Origin of the sequence: Fodinisporobacter ferrooxydans (genome assembly GCF_022818495.1) — a bacterium.
GTDB lineage: Bacteria > Bacillota > Bacilli > Tumebacillales > MYW30-H2 > Fodinisporobacter > Fodinisporobacter ferrooxydans.
This window is the reverse complement of the sequence record NZ_CP089291.1, coordinates 4,406,169-4,419,108: the sequence shown is the minus strand read 5'-3', so window position 1 is coordinate 4,419,108 and position 12,940 is coordinate 4,406,169. Positions and strand designations below refer to the sequence as shown.

The 12,940-nt window shown below is 45.8% G+C and carries 12 protein-coding genes and 1 riboswitch; of the genes, 10 read left to right on the top strand and 2 right to left on the bottom strand.

From position 1 onward, the window contains the following. Window positions 1–389 precede the first annotated feature (389 nt). Window positions 390–953 carry an NAD(P)/FAD-dependent oxidoreductase gene (locus LSG31_RS21220; protein ID WP_347437023.1) on the bottom strand — a complete coding sequence of 188 codons (564 nt, stop codon included), beginning with the start codon at window positions 951–953 and terminating at the stop codon, window positions 390–392. A 199-nt stretch (window positions 954–1,152) separates the two neighbouring features. Continuing rightward, a riboswitch (cyclic di-AMP (ydaO/yuaA leader) is annotated at window positions 1,153–1,278 on the top strand. 141 nt (window positions 1,279–1,419) lie between these two features. On the opposite strand from LSG31_RS21220, the gene LSG31_RS21215 reads away from it, so the two are divergent. From LSG31_RS21215 to LSG31_RS21205, 3 genes are all read left to right on the top strand, one after another. Beyond that, a complete protein-coding gene (locus tag LSG31_RS21215) occupies window positions 1,420–2,421 on the top strand; it encodes a rod shape-determining protein (protein WP_347437022.1) in 1,002 nt (333 codons plus the stop codon). Between the two features lie 184 nt (window positions 2,422–2,605). Further along, window positions 2,606–3,106: a pyridoxamine 5'-phosphate oxidase family protein gene (locus LSG31_RS21210; protein WP_347437021.1), complete on the top strand. Its 501-nt coding sequence runs from the start codon at window positions 2,606–2,608 to the stop codon at window positions 3,104–3,106. A gap of 134 nt (window positions 3,107–3,240) precedes the next feature. Beyond that, entirely contained in the window at window positions 3,241–4,026 is a 786-nt protein-coding gene (locus LSG31_RS21205; protein ID WP_347437020.1) for a PhzF family phenazine biosynthesis protein, read from the top strand. Between the two features lie 120 nt (window positions 4,027–4,146). On the opposite strand, the gene ilvA is transcribed toward LSG31_RS21205, so the two are convergent. Beyond that, window positions 4,147–5,394 carry a threonine ammonia-lyase IlvA gene (gene ilvA / locus LSG31_RS21200; RefSeq protein WP_347437019.1) on the bottom strand — a complete coding sequence of 416 codons (1,248 nt, stop codon included), beginning with the start codon at window positions 5,392–5,394 and terminating at the stop codon, window positions 4,147–4,149. 561 nt (window positions 5,395–5,955) lie between these two features. Here ilvA and LSG31_RS21195 point away from each other — a divergent pair. The 7 genes from LSG31_RS21195 (at window position 5,956) to LSG31_RS21165 (ending at window position 12,879) form a co-directional block, all read left to right on the top strand. Then, window positions 5,956–7,212, top strand: coding sequence for an MFS transporter (locus tag LSG31_RS21195; protein ID WP_347437018.1), 1,257 nt, complete (start codon window positions 5,956–5,958; stop codon window positions 7,210–7,212). Between the two features lie 327 nt (window positions 7,213–7,539). Beyond that, a complete protein-coding gene (locus tag LSG31_RS21190; protein WP_347437017.1) occupies window positions 7,540–9,021 on the top strand; it encodes an aldehyde dehydrogenase in 1,482 nt (493 codons plus the stop codon). 44 nt (window positions 9,022–9,065) lie between these two features. Further along, window positions 9,066–9,851 carry a 2-keto-4-pentenoate hydratase gene (locus tag LSG31_RS21185; RefSeq protein ID WP_347439577.1) on the top strand — a complete coding sequence of 262 codons (786 nt, stop codon included), beginning with the start codon at window positions 9,066–9,068 and terminating at the stop codon, window positions 9,849–9,851. 36 nt (window positions 9,852–9,887) lie between these two features. Then, on the top strand, window positions 9,888–10,772 hold the full coding sequence (locus LSG31_RS21180) for an acetaldehyde dehydrogenase (acetylating) (protein WP_347437016.1): 885 nt from the start codon (window positions 9,888–9,890) through the stop codon (window positions 10,770–10,772). Between the two features lie 24 nt (window positions 10,773–10,796). Then, entirely contained in the window at window positions 10,797–11,825 is a 1,029-nt protein-coding gene (gene dmpG / locus LSG31_RS21175) for a 4-hydroxy-2-oxovalerate aldolase (RefSeq protein ID WP_347437015.1), read from the top strand. 14 nt (window positions 11,826–11,839) lie between these two features. Continuing rightward, window positions 11,840–12,625, top strand: a complete 786-nt coding sequence (locus tag LSG31_RS21170; protein ID WP_347437014.1) for a 2-keto-4-pentenoate hydratase — start codon at window positions 11,840–11,842, stop codon at window positions 12,623–12,625. A 56-nt stretch (window positions 12,626–12,681) separates the two neighbouring features. Then, complete coding sequence (locus LSG31_RS21165; protein WP_347437013.1) at window positions 12,682–12,879, top strand: 4-oxalocrotonate tautomerase; 198 nt, start codon at window positions 12,682–12,684, stop codon at window positions 12,877–12,879. Window positions 12,880–12,940: the final 61 nt, after the last annotated feature.

The window sequence follows — 12,940 nt, the reverse complement described above, 5'->3', positions numbered from 1 at the left end:
GCAATCGGAATGGTGCATTCGAGATGGAAATGTCATCGCGATACCGAAAGCATCGACGGAACAGCACGTATTGGAAAATGCTGCGGCGGGAATCATTCAATTATCAGAAGATGACGTAAAAAAACTGGATGAAGCGTTTCCCAAATCCACAAGAAAAATGACTCTTAATATCATTTGACAAAAAGAATAAGACACAGACAACCTGTCTGGTATCTGTTGTTATCAAAGTGGATGGAAGTTCACTTCGAATATTTGTGACTGGATTCGCCCGATTTGCCATTTGGGCCGTTCCTTTCGTGATACTCCATCTTTCATTTGAAAAAAGGGCTGCAAACGGCGGAAATAAGCCAATTGCAACCCCTTTTCAATGAATGAACGAGTAAACCGATTTATGCTTTGAGTACGTCGTGGTCTACATAGCGTTCGCCGTTTAGTTCAGAAATGATGTTGATCGCTACCTTGGCACCGTCACCCGCTGTGATGATGGTATGTACACTCACGCCCGCCACAGTTCCTGCCGCCCAAATTCCATCTACACTACTCTTGCCATTGACATCTACATCGATGATTGTTTTGACTCGCGGCTCGGTTCCCGGTTTTGTTTTAATCCCTATTTTTTCTGCCAAATCCGTTAAAAATCCTGTTGCCAAAACGACATGTTTCGCTTCATAGATTTGCTTTTCTGTTTCAACTTTGAATCCCGTCGTTGTTTTTGCGAGGTTTAGTACAGCATCCTCAATCAATTCTGCACCAAATTTCGTTGCTTGTTTTTTCCCTACTTCCAAAAGATCGGGTCCTGAAATCTCCAACACTCCAAAATGATTTTCAATCCAAGCCCGTTTCGTTACGCTCTTGTCGTGATCGATAACCAATGTTTTTTTACCTGCTTTTGCAGCAAAGAGTCCTGCACTTAAACCCGCAGGCCCAGCACCAATGATGGCAATATCATACATATGTACGTTCACTCCTTTGAATGATTATAACTTTATAATTATTTTAAATAAGAATCTTTGAAAATTCAAGTCACATGAGGAACAGTCAGAAACAATGAAGCAAATGCTTTCGTTGATTCCCGCATGCCTCCAAAATCTACTTGTTTTGACCTACAAAAAACTAGATTCGTAAACGAAATCTATAAACTGTATTGCAAATATTTAAGAAACGCCGAGTCGATTCACATCGGGCGGGGGATTTTTTTATGGGGTGAAGGACATTTGTCCAGGGTTACCTTTCTACCCGAATCCGTCAACTAACCTCGTAGGCGTCAAGAAAGGATGAAGTGAATTGAATACGAAGTTTTGTGCTCGATTGAAAGGTTCGTATGTCCTCTATTCGGCCCACAACCGATGAAGCACATGTAGACGCATAGTACACGTCTTCCTTTTTGAGATTCGTGATGCTAAGAATGGTGGGACATAGATGAGAATTGTAATGGACTTAGGTACATGTGAGTTTCGTGCCGGGATGTCTGGACAAAAGGAGTTTATCAACGAATCAAGTGTAGTCGCCCGTGATCAGTCCGGGCAATTTATTGTAGGGAATCAAGCGGAACAGATGTTGGGCAGAAATCCGCATTCGATTCAGGTAGGGTTTCCGGTTGTTGGAGGAATCATTAAGGATATGGAAGCGGCCAGGGAAGTCGTGAAACATGCGGTTTCAACCTTTCGCAGCCGAACATTCGGCAAAAAGTTTTCGCTCACGCTTTCGATTCCTTCGCAAATGACACAAATTGAAAAGAGAGCTTTACAAGATGCAGGCGCAATGGCAGGAGCCAATCATGTGGAATTGTTTGATTCATCGATTGCCGCAGCGATTGGGGCTGGTTTGCCAATGGATACATCGAGAGGCTATTTGATTGTAAATTTAGGAGCTGGAGTAACGGAAGTATCGTTATTATCAATGGGCGGCATCGTGCAAAGCAAATCGGTGCGGACAGGCAGTCGTTCCATTGATGAAGGTCTGGTTGAAACGGCCAGAAAACAGTTCCAATTTCTGATTGGGCAACGTTCCGCTGAAAGATTAAAGCATATGTATGGCGAAGACAAAGATGCACGGGAGTTTGAGGTGCGAGGAAGAAGTTTAACTACTGGTTTGCCTGATTCGTTAAACATCCCGCGCAGTGTGGTTGAAGAGCTCTTTAACCGCTATTATGAATCCATTCACACACTGATCCTTCATTCGTTGGAAGCTGCCCCGCCTGAACTGGTCGGAGATATACTGGATCATGGAATGATCCTTGTCGGTGGCGGTGCAAAAGCAACCGATCTGCAAACCATGATATTGAAAACTACGGAAATTCCGGTGATCGTTGCCGATGAGCCGGATACGTGTATCATTCGCGGACTGTTGCAGACGGATTTGGCGAAGCAATCAGGCAAGCTTCCATGGAAACGGTTGAAGCGCAACTATCAAGAGTCATGATAATACGAAAGTCTTTCTCCGGAAAGGCTTTTTATTTTGGTTTTGATATGTCAAAATGCATCGTTTGGTTTAAAATGGAATGGAATACCAGGTGTAATAGAATTTTTCTTTGCATGAAATACCTAACGGGTGGATAATGGATAGGAACAAATAAAATGAAGGTAAATGGAGGTAACGGGTTAAAATGAGAGGAATTATTCACAATGCCGCACGTGAAATGGCAAAGGAAGATGTGCTATCGTTTTTGAAAAAAGGAAAAATCGCGCATGTCGCGACGGTCGGTGAAGACGGATACCCCTACGTGATTCCGTTAGTATATATTTACGAAGAAGGAACCAAGCTCTATCTTCATACCGGGAATCTCAGAGAAAGCCATTTCCAACAGAATATAAAAGAGAATGCACGTGTTTGCATCGAAATATGCGAAATGGGAGATGTACACCCAGGAAAGCGATACGCGTGTCAATCTGCCCTGGTATATACCAGTGTCATCGCTTACGGGAAAATTTCGCAAATTGAAGAAGAGGTTCAGAAAGTATGGTTTTTTGACCGGCTATGGGAAAAGTACGGAGACCCGAATTGGAAATTCGAACAACAAGGATATCCGGCGATCGGAAAAATCAACTTATATGTCGTTGAACTTGAAACCGTTACCGGAAAGCAAAGTGCGGGACTGAGCCATTAAGTGGAGAAAATGAAGTTAAGAAAATTAAGTTGAGAAAACTGCATTCTCCGCCAAATCGGCAAGAATGTTCCATTTGCAACGGTATTTGAAACCATGATACCAAAAGTATGGAAGAGGAATTGGGAGGGGAATTCATGGCTCTGCCGATATATGTGATTGATGCTTTCACTGATAAAGCATTCAAAGGAAATCCGGCCGCTGTCTGTTTAACGCCTGACCCGCTTGATGATGTTCAAATGCAAAACATCGCCGCAGAAATGAATCTTTCTGAAACAGCGTTTTTGTTTCCGCATCAAGATGGTTATTCACTGAGGTGGTTTACGCCAAACACCGAGGTTGAATTGTGTGGCCATGCAACATTGGCGAGCGCTCATATTTTGTGGGAAATGAAAGTGTTGCCAATCGACGGGCAAGCGAATTTTTATACAAAGAGCGGCCGTTTGACGGCGAAAAAGGATGGCGCATGGATTCAACTCAATTTCCCTGCGGAACCTGCAGCCGAGTGCGGGTATCCTGCGGAATTAATCGATGCTTTACAGATAAATCCCATTTACGTGGGACGAAATCGATTCGATTATTTAATTGAAATAGAATCCGAAGACATGCTCAAAAATCTGAATCCTAATTTTTCTTTGTTGGAAAAGATCCAAACAAGAGGGGTACTCGTAACAAGCAAATCGGATGAATTCGACTTTATTTCCAGGTGTTTTTTTCCGGCAGTAGGAGTCAATGAAGATCCTGTCACCGGCTCGGCTCACTGTTGTCTCGCACCCTATTGGAGCAAAAAGTTGCAGAAAAATGAGTTTTATGCGTATCAAGCTTCGAAACGCGGAGGCATACTGAAAATTCAGTTGAATGAAGACAGGGTTCTTATGGCAGGACAAGCGGTTACCGTTATCAAGTGTGAATGCTTGATATAAAAAGTGAATGTTTGGTGGAAAAAAATGAATGCTTGGCAGAAAAAAGGTATGGCATGCCGTTTGGCATGCCTTTTTTGCTGAATACAACTTTTTTTGCTGCACACAACCATTTTCCGGTTTTTAAATCAAGAGATGAAACAGATACGGATCATGATTAATTTCCATGTATTGCACCCCGTTTGCATTCATTCGATCGATTAACGGCTGGTAATCATCTTTATTCTTGAGTTCGATTCCGACAAGGGCCGGCCCGTTATCCTTGTTGTTCTTTTTCGTATACTCAAAACGGGTGATGTCGTCATTTTCTCCCAGTACATGATCCAAAAATTCCCGTAAGGCTCCGGCCCGCTGCGGGAAATTCACGACAAAATAATGTTTGAGTCCTTCATAGATTAAGGATCGTTCCTTGATTTCCTGCATTCTGTCAATATCGTTATTGCCGCCGCTGATTATACAAACGACGGTTTTGCCTTTGATTTGATCCTGATAAAAGTCGAGTGCGGCAATCGGAAGTGCTCCCGCCGGTTCCGCAACGATCGCATTTTCATTATAAAGTTCAAGAATTGTCGAGCAAACTTTTCCTTCCGGGACCAGGATGATATCGTCAACCACCTTTTTGCATATTTCCATTGTGAGCTGTCCCACCTGTTTTACGGCGGCTCCGTCAACAAATTTGTCAATATCAGGCAGGGAAATGACATCATTTTTTTCGAGAGATGTCCGCATCGACGGAGCTCCCTGTGGTTCGACGCCGATGATCCGGGTCGAAGGACTGATTCCTTTAATGTATGTGCCGACCCCAGACATGAGACCGCCCCCGCCAATACTTCCAAATACGAAATCGACAGGTTCTTCCATTTCGTTCATGATTTCCATTCCCACAGTTCCTTGACCTGCAATCACGGCAGGATCGTCAAACGGGTGGACGAATACCATTTGATGTTCCGTACAATATTTCATCGCTTCATGAAACGAATCATCAAACGTATCGCCTGTCAGAATCACTTCTACATAGGGCCCGCCAAATAGTTTCACTTGTGAGATTTTCTGCCTTGGGGTTGTAGACGGCATAAAAATTTTTCCGTTTATTTTCAGGAAATTACAAGAAAACGCGACGCCTTGTGCATGGTTTCCCGCACTGGCGCATACTACGCCGGTTTTCCATTGTTCTTCAGATAAATTGCGGATCAAATGATAAGCTCCTCTAATTTTAAAAGAACGAACAACCTGAAGGTCTTCCCGTTTCAAATACACGTTGCAATGATAACGGTCAGATAAAATACTATTCTTTTGCAATGGGGTTCGACGAATCACATCTTTTAGTACATGATTGGCTACGATAATATCTTCCATACTTACTTTATTCATCAGAATCTTATATTCCTCCATGACTGCTATACCTGATTTAATGAGAAAAACTACGATCTTGGCGCAATACGTTTGCTTCCGATTCACAATTCTATCATAACATAGTAGTTCGATTTTGTATGAGGGTTGGACACTTAGAGAAGCCAAATCATACTCCGATCCTGCAAATCAAGAAGAATGATGAGACAAATTTTATAAAATTTACCCATTTGTTGCGTATATAAGAACAGTACACTTACATATGCAACATGAAAGGGGTAATATGACAGCAAAAGCAAAAAGAATATTCGAACGATTGAATCGGAAAGGTGGTGTTCAAGAAATGATACAGACATCGATTTGGTACGATCGACTTGGTATGACTGATTTGGTGTGAAAGAATACTTGCTTTCCAAAGGTGTGATGTTTTTAATTTATGAAAGCGTTTACCTGCTGCTGCGGTGAGCAAAGATCAATGCGATCGGCAAAGATCAATTTTGCACCATTCCATCAGCATTTCCATGTGTCGCAAAAGCCAAAACAAGTCAAAACAAATCGAAAAATGGTTTAGGGGGAGTATTCATGCAAACAAATGCAAAACGTTCATTTTTTCGCTATGAAAACGGAATCGTTCTGATGATGTTTTTTACTTTTGGTTTTGTATTTATGGAACGATTAAGCGTTGTTTTCCTTTTTCCGTTTATTGCACCTGACCTGAAGCTGAATAACGGCCAAATCGGATTGATTGTATCGATGTTGTCAATCTGTTGGGCTATTTCCGGATGGGTATTCGGTTCCATTTCCGACATATCCGGTTCCCGCAAGAAAGTATTGCTGCCGATTACGCTTTTATTCTCCTTGTTTTCTTTCTTGTCCGGGTTGACAAAGTCCTTCGTTACTATGGTTTTGATTCGCGGACTGATGGGATTGTCGGAAGGTCCTGTGCTTCCCATCGCCCAAGCCAGCGTGATCGCAGATTCATCTCCCGAACGGCGCGGATTTAATCTCGGTTTTGTTCAAAGCTCAATCGGGTTGATCGGAGCAACCTTGACGCCGATTCTTGTAACCGCTTTTGCGACCCGTTACTCCTGGCACAGTGCGTTTTATCTTGTCGGGATTCCGGGCATCATCATGTTTTTCATCTTGTTCAAATACATGAAAGAGCCGAAACTATCTGCGGACAACGGTCATGTTCATGAAAGAAGCGGTTTTAAGGAATTTACAATCGTTTATCGGAATCGCAATACCTGGATTTGTACCATTATCTCAGCGTTTTTCATGGCGTGGCTGTTTGTATTTACTACATTCGCACCGATTTATTTGACGACAGTAGACAAATTCAAGCCGGAAGAAATGGGGCTGATTATGGCGGCGATCGGCTTTGGATCGTTTGTATGGGGATTTGTGGGTCCGGCCATTTCCGACAAATTCGGCAGAAAACCGACGCTCATCGTTTTTTCCCTGATAGCGGCGTTGTCACCGCTATGTTTTGCGGTCATTCATGGTTCGGTAGCGGTGATGATGCTATTGGGTTTCCTGACGACGGTCGGGCAGGGGTGCTTCCCGCTGTTTATGGCTGTGATCCCCGGCGAGTCTTTGCCTTTCAAATATGCAGCTTCCGCCGTTGCGATGACACAGTTGGTCGGAGAGCTTGTCGGAGGAACCATAGCTCCGTCGATTGCCGGATTTGCGGCAGACTCCTTTGGTTTGCAGGCACCTTTGTGGATTGCGTTTGCGGGAGCGTTGATCAGCGGTTTTGTAGCGTTCGGCCTGAAGGAAACAGCGCCGGCAAAAGTAATGGCATTGCATGTCGGCAAAGATGCGCTCTCCATGGAGTAGCACAGCAGTACGGCACGTTTTCGGAAATTGAACATTGAAAGATCAGGTGTATGGTCAAACCCAACCAGGAGACAACCATGAAGCGCCCTGTCTTTTCCGACTCGTCAAAGTCTAGGCTTCGCAAATCTACAAAACAAAAATCAGTAAACTCAATAATCAGACAATAAAAAATCAGATAAACCGCAGTTATGTTCCATATATAAGAACTACGGTCTTGTATAGTGAACGATAGGAATCTAATATGAATGCAAGAGATTTTTTGCATAAAAATTCCGGTAGTTACCCTTTGGAATGAACATTTGGAAAAAGTTGAGGAGGATCCAGTATATGCAGACAGAACAGCAAGAGATCACGGTGACAAAAAGAAAAGCAATCGACAGTTTACATTTCATTAATGGAAACTATATGGATTCCATCAATGGGAACGTTTTCGAAAATATCAATCCTGCCACCGAAGAAGTGCTCGGCACAGTCGCCGAGGGCGGGAAAGAAGAAATTGACTTGGCGGTTGCAGCGGCAAGACGAGCATTGCAGGGACCTTGGAAGAAAATGACCGCTCATGAAAGAGCCGGGATTTTGCGAAAAGTCGGAGATCTGATTCTGGAACGGAAAGAAGAACTGGCGGCGTTGGAATCGTTGGATACAGGGAAGCCCTATTGGCTGACCGGCAGTGTGGATATCCCGCGGGCCGCTTACAATTTTCATTTTTTTGCGGATTATATGAGAGCGGTGGGAACCGAAGCATACCAAACGGATGATGTGGCGATCAATTACTCCGTTCGCCGTCCTGTCGGAGTGGTCGGATTAATCAACCCATGGAATTTGCCGCTCTTATTGTTGACATGGAAATTGGCGCCTTGTCTGGCAGCAGGCAACACTTGTGTGATGAAGCCGGCAGAACTCACGCCTATGACTGCAACGCTGCTCGGAGAAATTTGTCGTGATGCAGGAGTTCCGGACGGTGTTGTCAACATCGTTCATGGCTTTGGTCCGAATTCTGCCGGTTCTGCCCTTACAGAACATCCGGATGTAAACGCAATCTCGTTTACCGGTGAGACAGTGACTGGAAAAATCATTATGGAAGCTGCTGCGAAGACGTTGAAACGACTCTCCTATGAACTGGGCGGAAAAAATCCGAATATCATTTTTGCCGATTCCAACATCGATGAAGTCATTGAAACAACTCTCAAGTCCAGTTTTATCAATCAGGGAGAAGTATGTCTCTGCGGATCCCGCATTTATGTCGAACGTCCGATTTATGAGGAATTCCTGGAGAAATTTGTTGCCAAAACAAAAGAGCTGGTCGTAGGGGATCCTTTTGATCCGCAAACAAAAGTAGGAGCGCTGATCGGCGAGGAACATTATCATCGCGTCAATCGTTATCTGGAATTGGCCATTGAAGAAGGCGGAGTGATCGAAACAGGCGGCAAACGCCCGGCAGGATTGGAGAAAGGATACTATCTGGAGCCGACTATTATTACCGGATTAGATCGAAATTGTCGAGTCGTCCGCGAAGAAATATTTGGACCTGTTGTGACAATTCTTCCTTTTGATATGGAGGAAGAAGTGATTGCACAGGCGAATGATACTCATTATGGATTGAGCGCATCGATCTGGACGAATGATTTGCGCCGGGCGCATCGCGTAGCAGGCCAAATCGAAGCCGGAATCGTCTGGGTGAACACCTGGTTTTTGCGTGATCTGCGCACACCGTTTGGCGGTATGAAGCAAAGCGGGATTGGCCGTGAAGGCGGCATGCACAGTTTCGAATTCTTTTCCGAACTAACCAATATTTGCATTAAGTTGTAAAGGGTTATAGGAAACCGTTACTGGAGGGGGAACCATTGGGAAAGATGTTTGACGAAACAACCATTCGATTTGCCGATCATCTGGCAAAGGCAGAAGCAGACCGCAGGGGTGTCGCACCCCTGACGGAACTGGATCGAGAAATCACAGTACAGCAGGCATATCAGGTTCAATTGCTCACCATTCAAAGGAAAATGGAGCAAGGACAACGAATCGTCGGGAAAAAAATCGGACTGACTTCACTAGCCATGCAGAAATTATTAGGCGTCGACCAGCCGGATTATGGACATCTGCTTGATGAAATGGCGGTCGATGCGAATGGGGAAATTCCTTTTTCACGCGTTCTGCAGCCGAAAGTGGAAGCGGAAATCGCCTTTGTATTAAAGAAAGACTTGACCGGACCGGATGTCACCCCTTTGGACGTTTTATTGGCGACCGATTACGTGGCGCCGGCTCTGGAAATCGTAGACAGCAGAATTCAAGACTGGAAGATTCGGCTGCAAGATACGATAGCAGACAACGCGTCATCCGGTTTGTATGTATTGGGACATACTCGTCTTTCTGTTGACAAGCTGGATCTTGCACAAATGGGAATGGTTTTCTATAAAAACGGTCAAATCATGAATACGGGGACAGGAGCTGCCGCTTTGGGCCATCCGGCAAACTGCGTAGCCTGGTTGGCGAACGCCGTCGCGCAGTTTGGCATTTCCCTAAAAGCAGGGGAAGTCATTTTATCTGGAGCGCTTTCTGCTGCCATCAATGCAGAACCGGGGGATTCCTTCCAGGCGCGTTTTGCACATCTGGGAGAAGCAGGTGTTCGTTTTTCGAGTTGATGTCCGATACAATATCCGCCGATGGGAGTGATCAACATGTCAAAAGTAAAAGTAGCCGTTCTTGGCTCCGGAAATATAGGAACTGACTTAATGATGAAATTGCAGTGTTCGACTGTGTTGGAAATGACGACAATGATTGGAATCGATCCCGAATCCGATGGATTGGCGCGTGCCAAAAAGCTCGGATTGGAAGTGATCGACACAGGAATCAGGGGATTTTTGGAGCGTCCGGAGCTTGCCGATATCGTGTTCGACGCCACATCCGCAAAAGCTCATATTCGCCATGCAAAGGCACTGCGGGAAGCCGGAAAGCTGGCGCTCGATCTGACGCCAGCCGCTGTCGGATCCTTTGTCGTGCCGCCTGTAAACCTGGGAGCGCATATTGAGGAAGCGAATATCAATCTCATCACGTGCGGCGGCCAGGCGACCATTCCTATCGTACATGCGATTCACCGGATCAGTCCCGTCAAGTATGCGGAGATTGTCGCGACGATTTCCAGCAAAAGCGCAGGACCGGGAACCCGCGCCAACATCGATGAGTTTACCCAAACGACGGCCCGCGGGATTGAACAAATCGGCGGAGCAAAAAAAGGTAAGGCAATTATCATCCTCAATCCTGCCGAGCCTCCCATTCTCATGCGCGATACGGTGTACGCTCTGGTGGAAGAAGAACGGTTAGACAAGGATGCCATTGCAAACTCCATTTTCGCCATGGCAGAAACGGTGCAATCCTATGTGCCGGGCTATCGTCTGAGGACCGAACCGATTTTTGACGGGAATAAAGTCACCGTGTTCCTCGAAGTAGAAGGTGCAGGGGATTATTTGCCCAAATATTCCGGGAATTTGGACATTATGACAGCCGCTGCAGTCAAGGTAGCGGAAGAGTTTGCCAAGCACAGGCTCGCACAAGCCGTGAGTTAAAAGAAGAAAGGAGAGATTCGCAACATGTCAAGCAAACGGGATGTACTCATAACAGAAGTGGCATTGCGGGATGGCAGTCACGCCATTGCCCATCAGTATACGGTCGATCAAGTGACACGAGTGGCGAAAGCGCTCGATGAAGCAAATGTGCCATATATCGAGGTATCGCATGGGGATGGTCTGGCAGGATCGTCGCTGCAATACGGATTGTCCCGAACGAATGAAATGGAGCTGATTGAAGCAGCCGTTGCCGTGTGCAAGCAAGCGAAAATTGCAATTTTGCTGCTGCCTGGAATCGGTACGATTGAAGAGTTAAAAGAGGCGGCGAACCTCGGAGTCAAAATGGCTCGGATTGCCACACATGTGACAGAAGCGGATGTTTCTGCGCAGCATATCGCGAAATCGAAAGAACTGGGTCTGGAAACGGTTGGATTCTTGATGATGTCACATATGGCGCCAACGGAAACATTGGTGGAGCAGGCAAAGCTGATGGAAAGCTACGGGGCTGACGTCGTCTATGTGGTGGATTCTGCGGGAGCTTTGTTGCCGCATGAAGCCAGAGAGCGGATCCGCGCGCTGAAACAGCATTTGCAGATTGATATCGGCTTTCACGGTCACAACAATTTATCATTAGCAATGGCAAATACTTTGGTCGCAATCGAAGAGGGCGCCACGAGAATTGACGGCAGTGTTCGCTGCTTGGGGGCAGGTGCCGGCAACACGCAGACAGAAGTGCTTGTAAGCGTGCTGGATCGATTGGGAATCGCCACGGGCATCGATATTTACAAAATGATGGATCTGGCGGAAGAGATCGTTGCGCCAATTTTACAAGCGCCCCAGGAAATTACGCGCGACAGTCTTGTCCTTGGCTATGCGGGCGTCTATTCCAGTTTCTTGCTCCATGCCAAGCGGGCAGCCAAAACATTCAATATCGATTCCCGCGATATTTTGATTGAACTTGGCAAACGAAAAGTAGTCGGCGGGCAAGAAGATATGATCGTGGATGTGGCTGCCGAGATTGCAAAGCGAAATCTGGAAGCGGCTGTTCGTTAGAGGAGGATTTGGCGATGGCAGAAGTCAATTATCAATCGTTGGCAGAATGTTTGCATCAGGCGGAAGTGGAGAAGCGGGAAGTGATCCGGATTACGCAGGATCATCCGCATCTTTCCGTGGAAGATGGCTACCGCATACAGGAAGAGCTGGTATCCCTCAAATGCGGTTTGGGGCACCGGATTGTCGGGCCAAAAATGGGATTGACAAGTCAGGCAAAAATGCGGCAAATGAACGTCGCAGAACCGATTTACGGATACATTTTCGATTATATGCAAGTGCCGAACCATGCTTCGATCTCGATGGCGGATTTGATCCATCCCAAAGCGGAAGCAGAGATTGCGTTTGTCATGGGAAAAGATCTGAAAGGCCCGGGGATTACCAAAGAGCAAGTATTGGAAGCTGCCGAATACGTGCTGCCGGCAGTTGAAATTATCGACAGCCGGTACAAAAATTTTAAATTCACGTTGCCGGATGTCATTGCTGACAACGCCTCTTCGTCACGGGTGATATTTGGAGATCGACTGACTCGCCCAGGGGATTTGGAGCTGGACCTCGTAGGTGTGACACTTCGGATCAATGGAGAACTGAAGGATCAGGCAGCAGGTGCAGCCGTATTGGGTCATCCGGCAGAATCCATTGCGATGCTGGCCAATATGCTGGCACGTAAAGGTCAAACCGTAAAGGCGGGCGATGTCATTCTCAGCGGCGGCGTGTCAGAAGCCTACCGGTTGGCAATCGGGGATGTTGTAACGGCTGTTTTGGACGGTTTGGGAACCGTTCAATTCACCGTAAATGAGTAAGAATTTAGTGATTTAGAGGAACTTTAGTGGTTTAGAGGGATTTGGGGGGAATTCGGATGCCGGTGATCAATATACAAATTATGCAAGGCAGATCGGAAGAAACGATTAAAAAGTTGATTGAGAATGTAACGGAAACGGTTTCCGTTACACTGGATTCGCCGAAGGAGCGGATTCGCGTACTTGTGACAGAAATCCCGAAAACCCATTGGGGAATCGGCGGGATTCCTGCATCGGATCACCCGGATAGAAAGTAGTTGCATGTAAAATTTTTACATATGTAGCGCTGCATATGTGTTTTAGCAGATGTGGTGCTAC

Coding starts and splice junctions, on each gene's coding strand:
- LSG31_RS21220 (WP_347437023.1), bottom strand. CDS start 953: ATGTATGATATTGCCATCATTGGTGCTGGGCCTGCGGGTTTAAGTGCA.
- LSG31_RS21215 (WP_347437022.1), top strand. CDS start 1,420: ATGAGAATTGTAATGGACTTAGGTACATGTGAGTTTCGTGCCGGGATG.
- LSG31_RS21210 (WP_347437021.1), top strand. CDS start 2,606: ATGAGAGGAATTATTCACAATGCCGCACGTGAAATGGCAAAGGAAGAT.
- LSG31_RS21205 (WP_347437020.1), top strand. CDS start 3,241: ATGGCTCTGCCGATATATGTGATTGATGCTTTCACTGATAAAGCATTC.
- ilvA (WP_347437019.1), bottom strand. CDS start 5,394: ATGAATAAAGTAAGTATGGAAGATATTATCGTAGCCAATCATGTACTA.
- LSG31_RS21195 (WP_347437018.1), top strand. CDS start 5,956: ATGCAAACAAATGCAAAACGTTCATTTTTTCGCTATGAAAACGGAATC.
- LSG31_RS21190 (WP_347437017.1), top strand. CDS start 7,540: ATGCAGACAGAACAGCAAGAGATCACGGTGACAAAAAGAAAAGCAATC.
- LSG31_RS21185 (WP_347439577.1), top strand. CDS start 9,066: ATGTTTGACGAAACAACCATTCGATTTGCCGATCATCTGGCAAAGGCA.
- LSG31_RS21180 (WP_347437016.1), top strand. CDS start 9,888: ATGTCAAAAGTAAAAGTAGCCGTTCTTGGCTCCGGAAATATAGGAACT.
- dmpG (WP_347437015.1), top strand. CDS start 10,797: ATGTCAAGCAAACGGGATGTACTCATAACAGAAGTGGCATTGCGGGAT.
- LSG31_RS21170 (WP_347437014.1), top strand. CDS start 11,840: ATGGCAGAAGTCAATTATCAATCGTTGGCAGAATGTTTGCATCAGGCG.
- LSG31_RS21165 (WP_347437013.1), top strand. CDS start 12,682: ATGCCGGTGATCAATATACAAATTATGCAAGGCAGATCGGAAGAAACG.